Origin of the sequence: Hydrogenophaga sp., assembly GCF_030373245.1 — a bacterium.
Taxonomy (GTDB): domain Bacteria; phylum Pseudomonadota; class Gammaproteobacteria; order Burkholderiales; family Burkholderiaceae_C; genus Hydrogenophaga.
Map to the genome: position 1 here is coordinate 45,446 of NZ_JAUCZF010000009.1, position 19,140 is coordinate 64,585.

The window sequence follows — 19,140 nt, forward strand, 5'->3', positions numbered from 1 at the left end:
GGTGGACACCATCGTTGCCGCTTACGCCGCCGCCCTCAAGGGTGGGATGACCGCACGCTTACGAACGAACGCCTGCGACGAGGGTAGATTTGTATCGAACCACTTCCGGTCGTTCTTCAACATCCAGTAGTACAGACCCCAGTGGGCTTTTGCAAAATCTCCGCGACTTCGAATGCCCTGTTCAATGTAGTGGATGACGGCATCACGCTTCTCCCGAGTCTTTTGATCTTGCTTCTGCTCCTCAATATGTCGTGTCTGTTCTCTCAACCATGCTCGGTCGTTAAGCCTAAGCCAAGCATGTGCAGCTGGTGCGCGTAAAGAAAGCGCGGTTGACGCTAGAGAGGGATCGTGCACAGCTGCAAGAAACTCGGTACGTCGTTGTGATACGTTATTGAGACGCCTTTTCGTACCGTTAGTCTGGTTGAATGTCTCCTTCTGGGTCTTAAGCCATGCAGGATCGTGGCGCTCTAGGAAGGCATGAAGCTGCACGTTTGAACGAATCAAGTCCATGAGGCCCGCACTCGGGCAGCGAGCCAAAAGTGCATCGATGGTCGACAAGAACTCCGCCCGGGCTACCTCTTTGTCTTTCCAAAGATGCGGGCGGAACAGTCGATCAGGAAGATGTGCTTGTAGCCAGGTCCTGTCATGGCGAGTGACCCAAGTCATCAATGAACCATGATTTCGCCACAGCTCATTTCTTGTCATTGAACCCGAGCTAAGCAGATCTAGAACAGCGGCACGACGGTGTTTCACTAGTGTCCATCTGTCTGCATCGAACTCCCCAGGCACTGAGCTTTTCCGTTTTGCTCGTGCAAGCGCGTGTCGCTCGGCAACCGCTTCGCGCAACGCTTGCGGAAGGGAGTCAAGGAAGCGCCGTATGTCAATACCTTCAGCTCGGCGTATCCCTTGCACCCTGATAGCATTTCCGGCGGCAATTTGTAGGGCTTGCCACTCGGGGATGCCGGCCACCGTTGCACGCTCCAAAAGCTGCGACTCAACGTCGGTATCAAGGCCTGATTCCCCGCAGAGGGTTGCCGCTGAAAATTGCAGCGGTTCTTGAACTTCAGTGTTCCTCTGACGCAACCACTCTTGTGCGAACGAAATCACTGCAATCACGGCAAAGGGCGGATCAACCCATCTGCGCCCGAGAAGAATTTCGCTCAGGATCTCTTGCGTAACCGAAGCTCCAAACCAGCTACGCAGCTCTTCTGGTCGGTCGACGTCCCACCACCTGCAGAACAGATCGATTAGTTGGGCGATTGAGCCATCGGAGGATTTGACGGCCGCCGTTATGATCGCGAGCCGATTGGGTGGTCGCAGCTCTTGTGTTTCACCGCGCAGAGACCTTTCCACAAGAGACTCGAAGGATTGATATGCCGCAGGCCGCTTCTTTGACCAATCGGGTGGGGCCATACCTGTGGAAGATCCGCAACGACTACAGCGCACGAGCGACGTTCGGGCAGCAGTCGATCGCACGGCGTATGGCATACCGCAGTTGCCACACATCTCTTCCAGGATGACGTGGTGCTTGGAGCAGTAGTGGATGGGGAAAAGTTGATGCGCAACGCGCCAAAACGCGACTCCGTACTTGGCCTCATCCTCCACCACACAAATAGGACAGCGTCGGATGCACCGCGCAACTATGGTGCCTCTGCCGACGTACTTCTTAAGATTTTCGTATGGAGCACCGGAACGAATTCGCGTGGACAGATCGGACACCGTCTCATGATCAAGCAGAGCGCAAATCAAGGGCGCTACTGAATGATCCTTCAGAATTGCATCTACGGGAAAGCAAGCTCTAACGCTCGCTGCCACACGGGTCGCATGTTGACCGAGCGCCATGCGCACAGACGTGTCGCGTCGTACTTGCTCAGAGTATCGGCCGACACTTAGCAGGCGCATGATGTGACTGATGGAGCCTATGCAAACTCCCGGTGGGGCGAAGGGAACCATGCTGGTGCGCGTACTGCTAGGTCGGAGATGCAGGAGAGATGCAAGACATTTGCGAGCGGTCACCTGGTGTCTCGAGCGCTTTGACTATTTGCGCCGGTGGCGTTGAGGAGGCACGAGTCCAGCTCTTGCAAAGTAACGCTAGAGCCGGCCTTCTTCGTTTCCACCGCCGCACAGTTATGGCAGCAACTCCGAGTCGATGCGCGACCTCGATGCAGCTTCCGGAACAAACAAACGCTTGGACCACCTTTGGGGGGATTTGCTCGATGTCGTCCCAGAAGTCCATCTGTCCTGCGAGTTCCTCGGGAGGTGAGAACAAAGTGTCGGGGGCCGCAAAGCCGAGCTCTTTCAAGTAGCCAGCCAGGAGAGCCCAGCGCATCGGGTTGCTGACAGAGCTTCGTCCTCGCAGCATGTCCAATATCCATCCACGGGCACAGCAAATCAAGCGTGGCGCCTCTCTGTTTAGCCAACCCGCTAAATTCGATGACTCCCAGTCCTTCTGCACTCTGACAGGATCTAGGTGCTTCGCATCAATGGCTCCATACACATCACACAAGACGGCCGTGGCGCGCACCTTGAGAAACTCGACGTCGAGGTGGGCACTTTGGAAAATCAATGTCGCTGCGGTTGCCACTCCCGTCAGTACTTCCAGCTCTCGTGATTTCGTGACATGCAAACCTGTGTCAGGGCAGTCGCCAGGAAGTACCCAAGTCTGGCCATGATGCGTCACTTCACGCAAGCCGACAAAGTGCTCTCCGCAGACAGCTACACCGGGTAGTTGATGCGCCATACGCCAAAGGCCCGTGCCAAACATGCTTCTGTGTTGGCGATGACAGGCCTCGCAGTATCTGAGCGAGCAAAGCGCCCCAATCTTCATCCCGGCCCATCTTGAAAAGGGCAGCCTACCCGACTCGCGCCAATTTGACGATCGCTCAATCAGCGACATATACGCCCCCATCGGTGTCCGGGTGCGCAATATCTCGTGACTGGTTCCAAGTCGGCCGTCCGTCACTTTCTCAAAGTAAGGGAGGTTTGCGATGGTGTACTTGCTCTTTGCGGCACTAGGCACTCCGAACAGTGCCATCCCTGTCGATCTCGTCACATGTGGTGTCAACCTATGGTGTCTACTACACCATGAATATAGGGACTCGTCTTCCAGCCAAGCGTCAACAAACGGCAAGCGGCATGGGCGTTGGATCTGACGGACGCCGCTCATTGTCTTGCCCTTATGGTGTTTGATTTCTTTTTTGATCGGCTGTAGCGACCCTTCTCGCTCGTTCACGAGCCCACATGTCTGCCAGATAGCCAACTGGTTGATCGCTGATCGAGCTGAGCAAAGCGTCGTCCTTGTTGACGTAGCAAGCAATGAGCTTGTGCAGGCCAATCATTGAGGGGGAATAGAAGGCTGCGTTCATGTGAGCCAGTGAAACGCTGTCAGCGCCAGACCGGTGCGCCTCGATGAGACTCTCTCTTCTGTACTTAACGAGAAAGTCATGAGCACCGCCTGTGCGCTGATAGAGAAGACTCTCCAAGTCGGGGATGTATTCATCCTCCTTTGGAAGCAAGGTCCAGCTCCATATTCCTGGCACAAGGTCGCTCTTCCACTCAGGATCTTCTTCATCGAAAACGGGACCGAAGTTGAACATGCCAGCCGATGTCAGTCGACGCAGGTCCTGCGAGAAATCAAGTACGTGCCCAAAGGCGATAGGGTTTCCAACCAGAACCAACGGGATGCCGCAGTTCAAGATGCGCAGAAAAAGTGCGACGAAATCCGAGCCCAGAACAACAGGTGCCACGTTGCGAACCTGGACCTCCTCCAGGATGAGCATTCCACACCGGTGGACCATGAGAATCTGGAGCACGTCAACTATCTTTTCCCCCACAGTTTTTCTTTTGGCGACGTCAGCTGCATAGCTTGTCTCTAGCAAGCGATCAATCTCCTTGACCATCGTGTATAGCAAGGTGCTGCGACTCGCATCAGGCGGCATTGGAATCTTCAGATAGACGAGCTGTTTGAGCGCCATCCATCCACAGTCCGGGTTGGGCCCGTGTTCAACGACTTGTGGAAGTAAGCGAAGAAATGCATCGAGCGAGTGAGACTTCGAGCAGCCTGTTGGCCCTTGAAGGATCAGGCCCGTCGCGCCATCCGAAAACCACACCATCGACTCCAACTCTTTTCCAAGCCTCTCCCGGTTCAACTCTGCAAGCTCGTAAATGCGCCGTCGGTTCTGTGGCAGCCTGGGATCTCGGCGACGCAGCGAAACCAAGAGCATGGAATAGGCCGATAGTGAGAATCTGATCGAGCGTTCAGTGGGTATGTTTACTTCCTCAATGGTGTGGAAATGACTCTCTCTGGGAACCTGGCGGCTTCTTCGCCACTTCTCTCTGGGGTCGTAGCGAAGGCTGGCTCCCCATTCCAGAAAGCTCTTCTCCTCAGGTAATTTGACAAGGAGAGGATTACCTACATCCCAAGCGAAAAGGTCCATCGTTTCGTTCATTGAGCCTCCCTGGCTTGCCGAAGCTTTTGCATCAGCGCTTCAGTCGCTGTGAGGGAAGGTGACGCGCATGGAGCCGCCATTTCACTTGCGATAATCTTGTCGCTGTGTTGCAGCTCTCGTTCGAGAGGCAAGCCCAGTTTCCTGAGTTGTTCTATCTTGAGCTCGTCCCGTTTGTTTTGCCGTTTGCCGTAGCCCTTCTTGTTCGCTTCTGAGGAGCAATTCTTTTCAGAGGCCTGTTCTGCCCGCTTGGCAGCACGCGCCTCCTTGTTCATCTTTCTGTTGGCTACCAAAGTGGCAGCATCATTGGATTCACAGTCTGCGCGAGTAGACTCCGCCCTCTCCTTGTCGTCGTAAGTCATCTCAAGGTGCTCGCACAGCGAGATTTCGTTGGCAAGGGGGTCTGATGTTTTTCGCTCAAGCCGCTTGAGGCCGTCATACAGAAAATAGCAGTGGCTAAGGTCGTTTGGATCCAGCTGAACTTCGCAATCGATACTGGACCGACCGGCCTTCTCGCACAGACCGGACTCAAACAACCAATCACTCGCGTACCTAAGATTGGGTATCAGTCGGGTCGCATCAAGCGGATCAAATATGTGGATCCCATCTCTGTGGATCTTGGCTGCAAGACGGGGAAGACATTGCGCGCGCAGCAAGTCGAGGTTCCACGGTTCGCTGGCAACGTAGCCGTTTTTCAGGTACCACTCATAGACTTCCTTGCGCGTTGGCTTGACCCCATCTCTCCGCATGTCCAATGTGAGCAGGTCTTCTACCGGCTCTTCGTTGTTGTGTCGGAGGATGGCTTTTATGACGAACTTCATGTTCTCCCCGAGCGTTCTACAGGCGTCATCTTCTCGACGCACTTCGCCACGCTTTCGCTGCTCCCCTTTGGTCGAACCTGCGCTCTTGTGATCGGCTCTACGATGCACGCTGTGATGGCTCCCTTCGACCTGTCCCTTGAGGTCTCCCCGGTAGGAGCGAACAAACTCCAAGGAGACTTCCGAGGCGCACATGGTTTTAAGGTTTAGTTCGTTCTTGGTCTCTCCGTTGTCCCCGCGGATGCGTTTGCACATGCGGTGGTGCCATTCATCTTCTTCAATGACGACTCCATATCGCGCGCACAGCTCGACCTTTGATGAGGCACTGCTGAGAATGCAGAGCAAGGAAGTGAGGGCGCTTGGACACTCGAATCCGCAATGAAGGCCCAGGATGTATCCCGTTTTCACTTCCAGGAGCACAGAGCGCCACGACGAGGGCAGGACCTTCAATCTGGATATGGATGAAACCGGCGTCTGATCCTCGCTCGTGCTGTCTATCAGTCCCAGCTGACCGACTGCTACGACGCCATCGGTGGCGAGTCCTCGCAAGGCGCGCCTGCTCAATTCGTGGACGCGTTCGCCCATGTTCACCCTGGACGCCGACAGGGCGGACACCTTGGCGGCCCACTTAAACTGCGCGAGCGTAGGTCTCTCATTCGGAGGAAGGAGAGTTGCGACGACTCCGGATTTCGATTTGACCCTGCATTCACCAGGCCAGTACTCGTTGCAAGTAAGTAGGTAGGCGTCGTACACCGAGTCTCGTCGCTTCTTGTACTTGCGCCAACCGTCAGTGAGCTTTTGTCGATCTTCTTTTGTGCAGATGAAACCCGTATCGAGCGAATTTCCTCGCGCCACTTCTCGACGCGGGCGCCCTGCCTTTTTGGAGGCGAACTTCGACTGTCCTCTTGCGCCGCTGTTCCCCCACGCGGGCAACAGCGCGTTGGGATTTCCACATCCCAACAAGTAAAGGCGCATGGCACGGGCAACCTTCTGATTTCCCTTGTGGCCAAGGGCCTTGGCTCGCGCACGCACCAATTCATTGAGACGGCCGCATTCCAGGAGCTCGCGTGGGCCAACCTCATCCAGGATGGGTTCAATCCATGACTTCTGCTCTTCTCGTTGCTGGAACCAACGCGCCAGGTTCTTGCGTACTGTTCGGCCCAGGTCTGAGGCTGTAGCGCCTTCTTCGAGCTCATGATCGGGGAGAAGCCAAGATGTTGGTGGCACGAACTCCACCAGCGAGAGCGTGCACCTATCTTCCTGATCTTCGATCTCAGCGGTTACACGGCGGCGCGGTGCTTTGATGTGAAACACCTTGCCGCCTTTGCCTTTTGGATTGTCACCAGGCAACGGGACGATCCATACGTAGTGGCCGTCACGACTTTGATGCACGATACGGGCACTATCGACGTAGCCTTGCACGGTGTGATAACGCAGCACCTTTCCTACCAGCTGTTTGGTCATCTCGGTTCTCCAAGTAGCTCTCTTTGTAAGCGCAGCCTTAGTCCTGCGGAGTCCCTTTTGAGCGGCTTGCTCATCACGATATGACTGGATGGATCGATGTCAATGATCCCGAGCCAAGCCGCTGCGCGAAAGTGGCGGTTCGCGCCATCTGAATTCAATCGGACCAAGCGACCAGCGTGATCCACTGCATGACCGAGTGAATCGGTCTCTGCCTCCTCCATCAGATATCCCCCAAAGTCCTGTAGGCGTGCTCTGCTCAAGGTCTGTAGCTCGCTACGCAAGGGTCGGAGCCAGTCGAGGTTCGATACGAGCAGTGAGGTGAACTGCGTGCCGTCGATAAGCACATGGGACGCGCCGACGGCCGCACTGTATAGGCGTTCCATTTGAATGCGCTCTTGCATGCGCGAGCGGTTGTGTGCTGAGTCCAGAAGCGCCCTTGGTTTACAGCTCCAGTGAACCAAAGGGGCGCGATGCCAAGGTGGGATGCTTAGAGTGAAGTCGATCGTCGCCACGAAGGGAATCTGCGTCCCGGGGTAGACCCCATGATCTATCCCGCCGTGTTTGGCAATCTCAAGCAACCCTGGCGCCCGCCCAAGGCTGCGATCAAGATCAGGGTGTCGGCCTTTTGCGGGGTGGTCGTGTGTAAAAGGCCATAGTGGGTGCTGTTCCCGAATCTCGGCAGCGCCGAGCCAAAGCGCGACATTGGCGGCACCGAACTCCAAGCCCGATAGCAGCTGCAAGGGACGATGGTACAAAGGTACACAAAGCGAATGCAGGTTGGAGACCGGTGAATGCAAGTTCCTGCGTATTCGAATCCACGATTGGTAGCGCTCGTCGCGCCCTGATCCGTATCCCTCCGCGATCGCCTTGGCCAGCTTCTTCTCCGTCATCACTCCCGCCATGCAAATCTCCCATGACGAGATGTCGGGAGGACCTCTTGAGGACCGTGTGTAGTTGGCCGATAGTTCGGGGTGCAATGTGCCGCTGTCGCGATCCAGCAAACACTGCAACCCCGGCGAGAGCAAAGCGGTCGTCTCCACCAAGGCCCGATTGTTGTCGTGTTTTCGAAGCGCGAGGGTGATCGAAAGAGTGAGTCGGCAAGTTGAGAAACGTAGACTGAATTCACATCGGGCGAATCACCACGACGACAGAAGTACTCCGGGTCGGACATGGGGTCCCCTGTGCATTGCGTGATCTGCACGGCTTGGCAGATCTACGCTGTTGAGTTGTCTACAAGAATGCACAGAGCAAGCCTTGACCCATCTCCCATGGAGATAGGAACATCGCGCTTGTGATACCGAAACTTGCTCAATGCAGGCAGAGAGACAAAGCCGCGCGATTGCAGTCGTTGCGGCTTCTGTTCTTGTGGGCCACGTGCACCCACCAGACGGCATGAAGGTATCGGGGTACTTCATACCTAGGGCTTTTGCAATCTCAAAGGACTCGCCGCGTAGGCATATCCAGTTTCTAGTCAACACCTGATAAACGAGGCGCGGGTTGAAGCCTCTGGAGCGCGCCGATCTTGAGATCACTTGGCCATTGCTTCTGAAGTCAGCAAGCGCCTGGGATCCCGTGCGAAGGACCGTATGGGTGCTTTCATGGCGGCTGGGAGGCATGGACTGATTTTATTCAGTCACGCATCGATTGGTGACAGATCGGGAGGTAATTTCAAAGGAAAAACCCTAATTTAGTTTGCTCAAGTATGCAATCGCAAATTGCGGTTGCAACCCGCGCGCAGATCCGCTCCAGGTCGAGCCGGTGAAGCGGTCGCTCAACGTTCGAGGTGATGCGGGGCGAGAGGGCGCACTGGCGATGAGTCGCTCAGTCTTCGTAGAACCATCCATCTTCATCTGAGCGGTGAGTGATAGTCGTCTTGATCACTTGAGAACTCTGATGTCAATGTCTCGAGGTCCGGCACATAGGGTGCTGGCAAGTCTGTTGATGCTGCTATTCGACTAAGTTCATAGCGTCCACCGGGAGGAAGCAACACCAGCCATCCGTGAGCCGAAGGCTTGACCGCCACTTCTTCGCAAAGCGCAGCTGACGCCTGCTTGGCGGCTTCAGCAGCCTCAGAGAACGTGGATAGCTCCTTGTAGTCCTCAGCAGGCCGGAGCACGCTCATTCCTTCTTGTCGAGTTCATCCACCAGCGCCATGAGTACTGCGCCTGCTCCAGCGCCAAGAAGGATGACTGGTACGGCAATAGCTCCGCCGAAAGCTGCAACACCCGCCATCGGCGAAGCTACCGACGCGAGCAAACCGATACCCGCTCCTCCGATCACACCGCGCATAGGCTTGCTGCGCTCGGTCCAACCGACCCTCTTGATCTCGGCCGCAACGTGTGTGACCAGGGACTTGCTGATTCCTAGTTCTTTGGTAATGCGCGCTATGCGCAGCAACTTTCGTGAGACTGAAATAGGAAGAGTCCGCACGGCCAACACCTGCTGTGCCCAGTACAGGAGCAGATGCCTGTCGGTATCGGGGTAGGCAGCGATGATTGCCAGCGCTGTCTTTCGCGGTCCATCTTGGTCAGCCACTTTTCGCCTCCTTAGTTCGTGTGCCCGTGTGTAGATCCATTGTGCGACCCAACTTGTCATTTATCCCGCAAAGCGGCGGATAACACTTCCTCCATTCGTTAAAGAGTCTACGTTGGCCTTCCCGGCTGGCACCAACCAGCCTACCGACTAGTACAACTGCGATGGCCGCTATCAACCCACATGGCCTGATGTCTGCAACGGGTCGCGAAGAGCCGGTCGCCTTGGCGTGTAGGAGAAGCTCGGCACCTCGCGTGGCCCATCGCTGTTGAGTGGCCGCTGCTGAAGGTACAGCGGTCGGCCGCCTCGCAGGCTGACGAATGGGAGGTTCCGGCGGCGGCTGTCATTGGGCTGCAAAACCTGACCGGCTGCAGTCAGCCTGAAGCGACCTTCAAGTTTCCGATTTCGCCTTTGCAGCGACAGCCGTCGGTGGACGCAGCCAAGGAGGCTCACGCTGGTTCACACGAAGCGGCTGTACAGTTTGGCGAAGTACGTTGGGCCAAGTGGCAGCTGTGAGAGGTACTCCAGTCAATAGGACCTCCGCAACATGGCTTGCGCAGCTTTACCGACCGCTTCTGTTTCACTTGGACTGGCGGTTCCGACCCGTAGCGGTCCTACACGGACCCAAGGCAAAGCGGTCACTGGGTAGCAGTGGGTGCCGGGTTTCGTGGTTTACTTATACCTGTATAAAAATCAGGTCTTGGTCGTCCAACCCTTTGATCTGATTGCATTTTTGGGAGATTGACGTGTCCAGAATATCCCTCACCGTCCAGAATATCCTGCAGGTTCTGCGGGATACATTACGTTAGCCATCGGATGAACCGCCTCTGCATACTCGCTGACATTTCCGGAAGAGCAATGCTGTCAACGACAGGAAGCCCAAGAACCGTAGGCGGAGCGGTAACCGTCGATTCAACCCAACTAAACGGGGTTCGTCTCGAAATGCGAGGACTACCGAAATGGGGGTCTTGTGACTACGATACGGCTGAACACGTAGTAGATATTTTGGGATCGCAAGCAATTGCAGTGGCAGTAGTAAGCGTCGATCGTGACACCGATTTTTGGAGACGTTTCGAAAAAGACGCACTTGTATTTCACGAAGCAATTATTAAAACATCAAGGAAAATCGCGGGTTGGGCAAAGCCGGCGAATATCCTGAAGTTTCTTCTGCTTAGCTCAGCATGCGCAGCGGCAACTGGCCATGCACTTGGCAGTGATAGACGAAGGCGAATAGTAAGTGCGAAAGGGCTTCAATTGATCGAGACCAATGTCATTTGCGATCAGGAAGTTGAAGGTGAGGAGAACCTTGAAGTTTTCACTTCATTTTGGAGTGAACAAAATATTCCGAAGAGGCGCTTGGCTGCGTTCGGATTTGAAATGGTCACTGAGTCGGTCGTCGTTACCACTGACATTGCAGAGCCAGCACTGATATTGCCAGACTATGTTGCAGGGTTAGGTTTGGCGGCGACATTAGATGATGCTGGTCGTCTACCTTTACCGCTATCACAAGAGCTGGCAGTAAAGCTGCTAAACAGACTAAAGGCTAAAGGCAAATTGATTGTACAAGATCAAATATTTGATGTCTCATACGACGATATCTTTAAAGATGTCATGACTCGGGCACGACAAATAGCCGATGGCTAACTATCAGCTCAATTGGACACATTGCGGCGTACCGTTATTTGCCCCGCCATTTCATTCTGGGTCAAATGCCGTCTCACCACAATGTGCCGGTTAGCTCAAACGGTAGGTCTTGCGAAGCAATCACCCGATCTTATGCTCAGGAGTAAATATGCTGACTAGACTAATCGTCTCATCTTATGTCTGGCTCGTTGAGGCCGCTCTATGGATCACGATTGTCGCGTCAGCGGTTGTGGGGTATTTGGTCACGATTCCAGCCATAAGTGCAGCCGGTGCAGTTGCCACCCCCGAACTCGGATGGCGGCTACTGGGAGCCCTAGTTTTTTCAGTTTTCACTTTCTTGGTCTTGGCCATGTTCACAGGTCCAGCTTTGATCTTGGTTGACCTTAGGCAAGCAGTAAGGAACATCGAGGCAAAGCTAAATCAAGGCTCAGTTGCCGGTCGCACGAAAGCTTCCGACCGCGTCGAACCTACTATTTGAAATCCATACGAGCCATTTCCAAGATTTGGGTCCAGTACCCGTTGATAGGCCTGGTAGGTTTGAGCTGTTATCCGAACTTGCGAGTCATCAATACCGAGTGGGGCCTTCGTTCGAGCGACAGCGGTACCTGCTGAGCAAGGGCAGCTCCTGGCCGACAGAGTGAGCTCGTGTGCCTTCTAGGCGCGGACCATCGACACGATGACCCTCCCGGCCAACGTCGGCTTGCGGCTTCCCCTTGCACATCCGGACTCGGCCAGAAGCGGCTGTTGGCGGAGACATTGCGGAATGGCGGCTCGAGATTGGCACGTAACGTCCGGCTTCGCCCCATGTATGGCTCTGGATTTGTGCTGTGTAGCGCGACACGCTACGCTATCCAAATGAGGAAGCCATCTCGCACCGAGTTCGACGCCGCCGGTAGGCATGAACCATCGCCCATTCACCCCGGCGAGTTCGTACGTACAGAAGTACTGAAGCCCAGAGGCTTGAGCGTCGTCCGTGCAGCAAAGCTCGTGGGGATCGGTCGCCCAGCGCTGAACAACTTCCTCAATGGGCATGTTGCGACTACGTCCGAAATGGCAACTCGCATCGAAGCGGCGTTCGGGCTCCCTGCGGCTAGGCTCCTGGACATGCAAGCCGTATTTGATGCGGCGACCACAAGTACCGCGAACGTCGCGGCGGGGGTGACTCCGTACGCAGTTCCGTTCCTCGGTATCAAAGCGCGAGACATCGAAGCATGGGCTTCTAGAAACATCCCAGCGCGAAGCCGCTTTGCAGTCCTTCTTCGGACACTGGTGAACTCAACCGGACGTGGCATCACGAGCATTGATTTCCCGGGTAATGACGATGCTGAGCGCCCTGGGTGGGATGGCCGGCTTGAGGCCAATGAGGCGACACCGTGGATTCCAGCCGGCTTATCGGGCTGGGAGTTCGGAACAAACGAAGACCCGAAGGCGAAGGCGGGGGGCGACTATGCGAAGAGCACGAAGGCGACAAGCAAGGAGGATCGCGCTGCACTCACGTTCGTGTTCGTGACGCCCCGAGCTTGGCCGGGCAAGAACGAGTGGTCTGTCCTGAAGCGAGGCAAACGCGAGTGGCGCGACGTTCGAGCCTACGACTCAAGCGACCTGGAGCAGTGGATCGAACAGTCGATCGCTGCGCAGGTGTGGTTTGCGCACGAAGTGGGGCTCCATACCCAAGGTGTCCGAACACTGCCGCAATGCTGGACCGACTGGGCCAACGTCGCGGAGCCCCCATTGCCGGGTTCCCTTTTTTCGCACGCAATCGAAGGAGCAAAGAAGAATCTGCTGGCACGCCTTGCGCAAGACTCTGGTGACCCGGTCGTGGTAATGGCCGATTCGACCGACGAAGCACTCGCCTTCGTTGCGCACTTCTTCGAGACAGTAGATGACCCAAGGGTCGTCAAGCTCCGTGACCGCGTGCTAGTGTTCGACGAGCCCGGCACCGCGAAGAAACTGGCACAGGGCACCTCGCAATTTGTCGCTGTCGTGCACAGTCGAGCCGTCGAGCGCGACCTCGCATCGCTAACGCAGACGGTTAGGTGCATCGTTGTGCACCCTCGGAATGCGGCGAACATCGAGCCTCATGTCGTACTTGAACCATTGAATTCCGAGCATTTCAAGGCTCCGCTCGAAGCGGTTGGGTACACGCGAGATGAAGTAAATCGGCTCGACAACGAATCCGGACGCTCACTCACGGTCCTCCGGCGTCGACTTGCGAGGACGCCCGGCGTTAGGCTACCAGAATGGGCATCAGATGCGCAGACCGCGTCATCGCTCGTCCCCTTTCTTCTTGTCGGCGCATGGAACGCGACCCGCCCCCCCGATCAGACAGTACTCTCGCTTCTCGCCGGCGATGTACCGTATGAGCCCCTTGAGCGGACATGTCAGCGGCTCGCGCAGGGCAATGACCCTGCGATGTGGTCGGCAGGCCACTACCGCGGCGTTGCATCAAAGATTGACACGCTGTTCGCGATCGCAGGGGCAGTGACACGAGCAGACCTAGAGCGATTCTTCACCGTCGCACACATTGTGCTCGGTGAAGATGATCCGAAACTCGATCTGCCTGACGAAGAGCAGTGGGCAGCCGCGATTCACGGAAAGTCGCGAGAGTTCTCGGGAACGCTCAGGGGAAGCATTGCTGAGACGCTAGTGCTGCTCTCAATTCACGGACACCACCTGTTCTTCGATCGTCTTGGCTTTGACTGTGAGGTCGCGGTGCGAAAGCTCGTCCGAGATCTCCTCACACCGCTCAACACTCGCCTGCTGGAGGCGAACGACAACGATCTCACGGCGTACGCCGAGGCTGCCCCGGAGGAGTTCCTAGACATCATCGAGGCTGACCTACGGCAAGCTCGCCCGGAAACATACGGGCTTATGCGCCCGGCAGGCGCGGGCTTGTTCGGAGGCAGGTGTCCGCGTACGGGTCTTCTTTGGGCTCTTGAAGGGCTATCGTGGAGCCCAGCGACGATGCCGCGAGCAGCTTTCATCCTTGCTCAGCTCTCACAGATTGAGATCGATGACAACTGGGTGAACCGACCCATCAACTCGCTCGAAGCAATCTTTCGGTCTTGGATGCCGCAGACGGCAGCCAGCCATGACGTACGCCTCAGAGTTATGCAGCGACTTGCAGTTCGTTTCCCAGAGGTCGCTTGGAAGTTGTGCGTCAATCAAGTAGGTACACGGACTCAGCACGGTAGCTATAGCCACAAGCCCAAGTGGCGGAACGATGGTCACGGGTACGGCGAACCCTTGCCTACTTGGGGCCCGATCATCAAGTTCGTGCGCGAAATGGTCGAGTTGGTACTCGGCTGGAAACATAGTTACACCACCAGCATGGCCTGTGACCTGGTGAACTGCCTTCCTAGCTTGGCAACCGCAGATCGTGAGCGCGTCTGGACGATCATTGATGGGTGGAGCGCGAGTGCGTCGGACAGTGACAAGGCAATCGTCCGCGAACAGCTTCGCAAGCGGCTGCTCACCCGACGCGCAAAGCAACAAGCAAACAATGACGACTTAGTAGTCCTCACAGCCTCGGCAAAGCGAGCCCGAGAAGCACTCGAACCCACCGATCTTCTGCAGAAGCACGAGTGGTTGTTTCGAAGTCACTGGGTTGAAGAGTCCGCCGAGGAACTCGCGGATGACAGGTATGACTACCAGAAGCGCGATGAAAGGGTGGCTGCACTAAGGACCGACGCGCTTCGCGAGGTGCATCACGCGCGTGGACCTTACGGCGTCGCCGAACTTGCAGATCTCGGGGACGCGCACTATGTCGTTGGCTACCTGTATGCGGAGCGTGTTCTAGAGCAGCAAGCTGTTAGTGACGCGATCCGCGCCGCACTGGCGCACGAGCGCCCGAGCATGGCGAACGCTCGGCGCTTGCTCATTGCCGGTCTCATCAACGGCTGCAGCGATCCACTTGGGCGCGAGGTCCTTCTAGATCGACTCTCATCCGATCTTTCCGAAGAGGATTTCGTGCGCGTCCTACTCAGTGCGCCGTTCCGGCGTTCAACGTGGCTCCGCGTCGATGCACTGCGAGAGCAAACTCAGCGGACATACTGGACTGAGGTGTTTCCTGATTGGGTTCGCGAGAACGCAGAAGAGGCTGCGGAGGCGCTTGACCGCTTGATTGCGGCGAAGCGACCGCGGGCCGCCTTTCACGCTGCCCATTTCAACCTTGAAAAGTTCGATCCTGAGTTGCTCTTTAACCTCATGACCGCGATTGCGAAAGACAGTGAGGAGCCCGAAGGTCAGTTCCGTCTCCAACAGCACTACATCGAAGAAACGTTTGAGCGGATCAACGAAAGTACGGCGTTAACACTCGACCAGAAAGCCGGGCTGGAGTACTTGTATATCGATGCTCTTGCGAAGCCGCACGTGCGTGGTGGCAAGTACGGCATACCCAATCTAGCGATGTACGTTGCAGCCCATCCCGAGCTCTATGTGCAGGCGATCGTGTATGTATACAAGAGAAAGGACGGCGGCTCAGACCCGGCTGAGTTCTCGGTGCCCGATGAACAGATCCCTAAGTTCGCTGAGCAGGGATACAAGCTCTTGAGTGGCATTGAAACACTCCCGGGGCGCGATGAACAAGGACATCTAGCGACAGAACGCCTGCGTGCTTGGGTAAAGGCCGTGCGAGACGCCTGTGAGGGACTGGGGCGTCTCGAAGTCGCGGACGTCAGCATTGGGGAACTCCTCGCTCATGCGCCAACGGGCACAGACGGAGTGTGGCCCTGCGAGCCCGTTCGGGATGTGCTCGACGAAATCCATTCCGAGGCAATGATGCGAGGCGTCCACACTGGCCAGTTCAACGCTCGCGGCGCCCACTGGAGAGGAGAAGGCGGTGCGCAAGAGCGCGAACTTGCCGACAAGTACCGAGGCTGGGCAGAGGCACTCCAGTACTCCCACCCTTACGTCGCGTCAAAGTTACTCATGGGCTTGGTGAGGACGTATGAGCACGATGCCCGGCGCGAGGATACGGAGGCGATAGTGAAACGGCGGCTCCGCTAAGGGCGATCCCGCTTGTCAGGGCTGCGAAGCAGTCAATCGAACGGCATACGCAAATGACCGGATAGGGCCGCGAAGAGCCGGTCGCCTTGGCTAGTAGCAGTCGCTCGACCGACATGGAAAGCCTCATCGCTGTTGAGCGGCCGCTGCTGGGGGTCAAGCTGTCGTTCGCCAGTCCGGCAAGGAATGGCAGGTCACGGGCGTCGGCTTTGACTGCGCCCTAAAAATCCCACCGGCTGCAGTCAGCCTTGATGCGACCTTGGTCGCGACTGACAGATCAGGATTTCTTGGCCGATACCAGTTGGAAACGACTGGCGCATGCCCACCAGATAGCGACATTCGAGCAAATTTTTCGCCCAGCATTTGATGTTGGTCCTCCGGGGTGGACCAGCCTCCCAACAAAGCGGCTGTTGGAACTTGAGCCCACACTCCTCCTTGATAATCAGAGCGACTCAGTACCGAGACGTACGGCGATGCCCTGTCTGTTGAACACGGCGAAATTTTCTGGCCGGCCGAGGCGTATGGCCTCGATCATGTTTTCGAGAGGCTTTGTCGCTTCCTCGCTGGTCGGTTCGCGGTCTGCACTACCCGACAGGGCGGCCGCAAAAAGCATACCCCACTCTTTTCCCATTTCGCGAGCTTCATCCGTGAACTGCTGAAAACTTCCAACTTCATCAAGGCTCTTGTCCACGCACATTTGTGGAACTAGCGCCCCGCCCTCGCCGCAGGTGAATCCGGCACGCTCAGCAGGGCTGGCGTCATCCGGCAACTCAATCGCGGCAAAGACAAACATCAGACGTTGACGTTGTGTTTGAGCGCGCGCAACGCTCAAGAGGTCATCAAAGCTGGAAATATTCATGGGATTTCGTTCCTCGTGGTTAGTTTGGACAACAGCGTCTCAGTGGTGTCCACAGCTTTGCCAAGCACACTGACATAGTCGATCAAACTTGGGCGGCGGCGCCTGACGGTGGGCGATGTAACCGTTCCGATATTGATAAAGCACAGGGCATGCTCACCATCTTGAAGCCCAAACAATTCTCTAAGTGCTTCTGCTTTCAACGCCTTACCGCTGGTGAGAGCCGACCCAAACCCCAAGGCGGTCGCCATTAGCAGCATGTTTTGCACCGCGCAGCCCGCAGAAAGCGTACGTTCAAAAAGGTCAATCTCACTATCGCCACGCTGAACATCCACCACCACCAATATCAGCAATGGTGATCGGTACGCCTTCTCGCGTGCACGGGTCACATGTTCATTTGTGGCCGAATGATCCCGTTCGATCAAAGATTGCACAAACGTATCTGCAAGTTCTGCTCGCTGCGATTCTGGAACGATGACAAATCGCCACGGCAGCAATTGACCATGGTCGGGCGCGGCTCCTGCTGCAGTCAAAATGTTGTGAAGTTGGATTGCATCCGGAGCAGGTCTTGCCAAACGTTTGGGTCGCACGGTCTGACGCGTCTGAATGACATCGCCAACCACCCGCGAACGATCAATGAACGCTTCATCAATTTCAAAGGATGAAGGACGCTGATGCAAAGCCACGTTCGACTCACTCGACATTGAGTCTTCCATCGTGCTCAACATACGGCTGATAGGGACCAGTGCCACTGTGCGAAGCCAACGATGCAGACACGAATGTGCCATCTTTTGAATCGAAGACGTGAACCTCTCCATCATCGATAACATGGTGCCAATCGTGCAGCGACAGCAGGCCTGCCTCAACAGAGCGTCTCACAAATGGATAGTCCATCAGCCGTTCAAGTTGCAAAACCACAGCACGCTGCTCTGTACGCCTCAATACTTCTGCCCCGGGTTGCATTGGCAGCAACGCCTCGTCCACCAGTTTGAGCCAAGACCTTAGCGCCACAGCCTCCTCCGGGGCTCCGTCATAGGCGGTCATGATGGCGTCACAATGGCTGTGACCACAAATAATGATGCGCTCTACCTTGAGGCTCAGCGCGCCGAACTCGATCGCCGCTATGGTGCCATGCAGGCCATGGGACCCGTCGTAGGGAGGAACAAACGCGCCCACATTGCGGACCAAGAACAGCTCACCAGGTGCAGAACCGATTAACAAGTAGGGCACTAGACGTGAATCGGAGCAGCCGATGAACAGTGTTTTAGGGTGCTGCCGATGAGCGACTGAATCCTCGAAGCGCTGCTGGTGAAGAGGGAAATAGTCCGAATGGAAATCGCGCAATCGAAGCAAGAGCTCGTCTTTTTTCGGAAGTGTGTCCATGTCTAGTCTTTCGATTCAAATAGGTGCAGCATGAAATGATTGCGCCAAACACAGAGCGCCAAAGATCTGGCTCCATCTTTCCGCCGGTGCTACCCGCTTTGGGGGGGGTGACGCGCTGAAGGTGCGGTGCGGGGGTGGGCCTACTGCACCAGCGGCGTGTCGGCTCCCTCCAGCTCCACACCCTCCACCAGCGCCTGCCCCACAAGCAGCTGCATGTACTGCCGCATCGCGGTACTTCTGGACTGCAGCGTCAGGCGAGCCGCGATCTGCTCGCGCACCTGCTCATAAGGCGGCAAAGTGCCCTTTTTCCGGCCCAGCACCTCGATGATGTGCAGGCCGAAGCGGGTGTGCACCAGGCGCGGGTGAACCCCCATGCCCCAGCGCGAATCGCTCTGGAAAAACAGCTCGTTGGCCAGCTCGGGGGCGCAGTCTTCCGGCGCCAGCCAGCCCAGATCACCACCCTGGGCGCTGGACGGGCAGTTGGACAGCTCGGAGGCCAGCTGCTCGAAGCGCCCAGGCGCCACGTCCTTGCGCGAGAGCTCCAGCAGTGCGGCCTCGGCGTGCTGCGAGAGCGCATGCACGTTGACACCAGGCGTCACCGCAAACAGGATGTGCCGCACCTGAAGCGCCTGGCCGACGATCAGCCGGTTTTTCTGCGCCTCGTAGTGGCGCCGGCACTCGTCTTCGGTCGGGGCGGGCGAAGTCACGGCCTCGTCCACCATGACCTCGATGATCTGGCGATGGGCGTCATCGGGTTCGCGGTAGGTCAGACCAGCAAAGCGCGGCAAGCGCCCTGTTTTCAACGCCTCCTGGCGCAGCAGTTCGGTGAAAGCGCGCTCGCGCAGGGTCTGCTCATCGAGTTCCTCACCGGGCTCGTGCAGGGTGATGCCGTTGACGCTGGCCAGCTTGGGGCTGGTCAGGCCTGCGCAGGCGCAGGTGCTGCTGCCGCAGCCCATGGTTGAAGCGGTGTTCATGAGGTGAGTCCTTGGGTGGT

Annotated in this window: 13 protein-coding genes and 1 pseudogene; 2 read left to right on the forward strand and 12 right to left on the reverse strand. The window is 56.6% G+C overall.

All coding sequences use genetic code 11. From position 1 onward, the window contains the following. Positions 1 to 21 precede the first annotated feature (21 nt). From QUV25_RS17480 to QUV25_RS17500, 8 genes and pseudogenes are all read right to left on the reverse strand, one after another. Positions 22 to 1,413: a hypothetical protein gene (locus QUV25_RS17480; RefSeq protein ID WP_300865845.1), complete on the reverse strand. Its 1,392-nt coding sequence runs from the start codon at positions 1,411 to 1,413 to the stop codon at positions 22 to 24. A gap of 111 nt (positions 1,414 to 1,524) precedes the next feature. Then, positions 1,525 to 1,953, reverse strand: a pseudogene (locus QUV25_RS18305) (TniQ family protein); the annotation flags it as partial. Positions 1,954 to 1,969: 16 nt separating this feature from the next. Next, positions 1,970 to 3,166, reverse strand: coding sequence for a TniQ family protein (locus tag QUV25_RS18310; RefSeq protein ID WP_366945694.1), 1,197 nt, complete (start codon positions 3,164 to 3,166; stop codon positions 1,970 to 1,972). A 10-nt stretch (positions 3,167 to 3,176) separates the two neighbouring features. Then, positions 3,177 to 4,448 carry an ATP-binding protein gene (locus tag QUV25_RS17485; RefSeq protein ID WP_300865847.1) on the reverse strand — a complete coding sequence of 424 codons (1,272 nt, stop codon included), beginning with the start codon at positions 4,446 to 4,448 and terminating at the stop codon, positions 3,177 to 3,179. Then, the gene (locus QUV25_RS17490; RefSeq protein ID WP_300865849.1) at positions 4,445 to 6,727 is read right to left on the reverse strand and encodes a hypothetical protein; all 2,283 of its coding nucleotides are present in this window, start codon (positions 6,725 to 6,727) and stop codon (positions 4,445 to 4,447) included. The genes QUV25_RS17485 and QUV25_RS17490 overlap by 4 nt, the downstream gene beginning before the upstream one ends. Next, positions 6,724 to 7,629, reverse strand: coding sequence for a TnsA endonuclease N-terminal domain-containing protein (locus QUV25_RS17495; protein WP_300865852.1), 906 nt, complete (start codon positions 7,627 to 7,629; stop codon positions 6,724 to 6,726). The genes QUV25_RS17490 and QUV25_RS17495 overlap by 4 nt, the downstream gene beginning before the upstream one ends. Before the next feature lie 234 nt (positions 7,630 to 7,863). Beyond that, a complete protein-coding gene (locus tag QUV25_RS18315; protein WP_366945693.1) occupies positions 7,864 to 8,343 on the reverse strand; it encodes a hypothetical protein in 480 nt (159 codons plus the stop codon). 502 nt (positions 8,344 to 8,845) lie between these two features. Then, on the reverse strand, positions 8,846 to 9,262 hold the full coding sequence (locus QUV25_RS17500; protein ID WP_300865854.1) for a hypothetical protein: 417 nt from the start codon (positions 9,260 to 9,262) through the stop codon (positions 8,846 to 8,848). Positions 9,263 to 10,075: 813 nt separating this feature from the next. Here QUV25_RS17500 and QUV25_RS17505 point away from each other — a divergent pair. Together QUV25_RS17505 and QUV25_RS17510 are read left to right on the forward strand one after the other, a co-directional pair. Then, entirely contained in the window at positions 10,076 to 10,903 is an 828-nt protein-coding gene (locus QUV25_RS17505) for a hypothetical protein (protein WP_300865855.1), read from the forward strand. 855 nt (positions 10,904 to 11,758) lie between these two features. Further along, positions 11,759 to 15,910 carry a HigA family addiction module antitoxin gene (locus QUV25_RS17510; RefSeq protein ID WP_300865858.1) on the forward strand — a complete coding sequence of 1,384 codons (4,152 nt, stop codon included), beginning with the start codon at positions 11,759 to 11,761 and terminating at the stop codon, positions 15,908 to 15,910. Between the two features lie 439 nt (positions 15,911 to 16,349). On the opposite strand, the gene QUV25_RS17515 is transcribed toward QUV25_RS17510, so the two are convergent. From QUV25_RS17515 to QUV25_RS17530, 4 genes are all read right to left on the reverse strand, one after another. Then, positions 16,350 to 16,766, reverse strand: a complete 417-nt coding sequence (locus QUV25_RS17515; protein WP_300865861.1) for a ribonucleotide reductase subunit alpha — start codon at positions 16,764 to 16,766, stop codon at positions 16,350 to 16,352. Continuing rightward, the gene (locus QUV25_RS17520) at positions 16,763 to 17,416 is read right to left on the reverse strand and encodes a nitroreductase (protein ID WP_300866094.1); all 654 of its coding nucleotides are present in this window, start codon (positions 17,414 to 17,416) and stop codon (positions 16,763 to 16,765) included. Before QUV25_RS17520 ends, QUV25_RS17515 begins: the two co-directional genes overlap by 4 nt. Before the next feature lie 40 nt (positions 17,417 to 17,456). Then, positions 17,457 to 18,146: a carbonic anhydrase gene (locus QUV25_RS17525; RefSeq protein WP_300865864.1), complete on the reverse strand. Its 690-nt coding sequence runs from the start codon at positions 18,144 to 18,146 to the stop codon at positions 17,457 to 17,459. 140 nt (positions 18,147 to 18,286) lie between these two features. Further along, positions 18,287 to 19,120, reverse strand: a complete 834-nt coding sequence (locus QUV25_RS17530) for a peptidylprolyl isomerase (RefSeq protein WP_300865866.1) — start codon at positions 19,118 to 19,120, stop codon at positions 18,287 to 18,289. Positions 19,121 to 19,140: the final 20 nt, after the last annotated feature.

Excerpts from the sequence above, each read along its gene's own strand:
- QUV25_RS17480 (WP_300865845.1), bottom strand. The coding sequence starts at position 1,413 with ATGGCCCCACCCGATTGGTCAAAGAAGCGGCCTGCGGCATATCAATCC.
- QUV25_RS17530 (WP_300865866.1), bottom strand. The coding sequence starts at position 19,120 with ATGAACACCGCTTCAACCATGGGCTGCGGCAGCAGCACCTGCGCCTGC.
- QUV25_RS17510 (WP_300865858.1), top strand. The coding sequence starts at position 11,759 with ATGAGGAAGCCATCTCGCACCGAGTTCGACGCCGCCGGTAGGCATGAA.
- QUV25_RS17525 (WP_300865864.1), bottom strand. The coding sequence starts at position 18,146 with ATGGACACACTTCCGAAAAAAGACGAGCTCTTGCTTCGATTGCGCGAT.
- QUV25_RS17515 (WP_300865861.1), bottom strand. The coding sequence starts at position 16,766 with ATGAATATTTCCAGCTTTGATGACCTCTTGAGCGTTGCGCGCGCTCAA.
- QUV25_RS17495 (WP_300865852.1), bottom strand. The coding sequence starts at position 7,629 with ATGGCGGGAGTGATGACGGAGAAGAAGCTGGCCAAGGCGATCGCGGAG.
- QUV25_RS17485 (WP_300865847.1), bottom strand. The coding sequence starts at position 4,448 with ATGAACGAAACGATGGACCTTTTCGCTTGGGATGTAGGTAATCCTCTC.
- QUV25_RS18310 (WP_366945694.1), bottom strand. The coding sequence starts at position 3,166 with ATGAGCGGCGTCCGTCAGATCCAACGCCCATGCCGCTTGCCGTTTGTT.
- QUV25_RS17505 (WP_300865855.1), top strand. The coding sequence starts at position 10,076 with ATGAACCGCCTCTGCATACTCGCTGACATTTCCGGAAGAGCAATGCTG.
- QUV25_RS18315 (WP_366945693.1), bottom strand. The coding sequence starts at position 8,343 with ATGCCTCCCAGCCGCCATGAAAGCACCCATACGGTCCTTCGCACGGGA.
- QUV25_RS17490 (WP_300865849.1), bottom strand. The coding sequence starts at position 6,727 with ATGACCAAACAGCTGGTAGGAAAGGTGCTGCGTTATCACACCGTGCAA.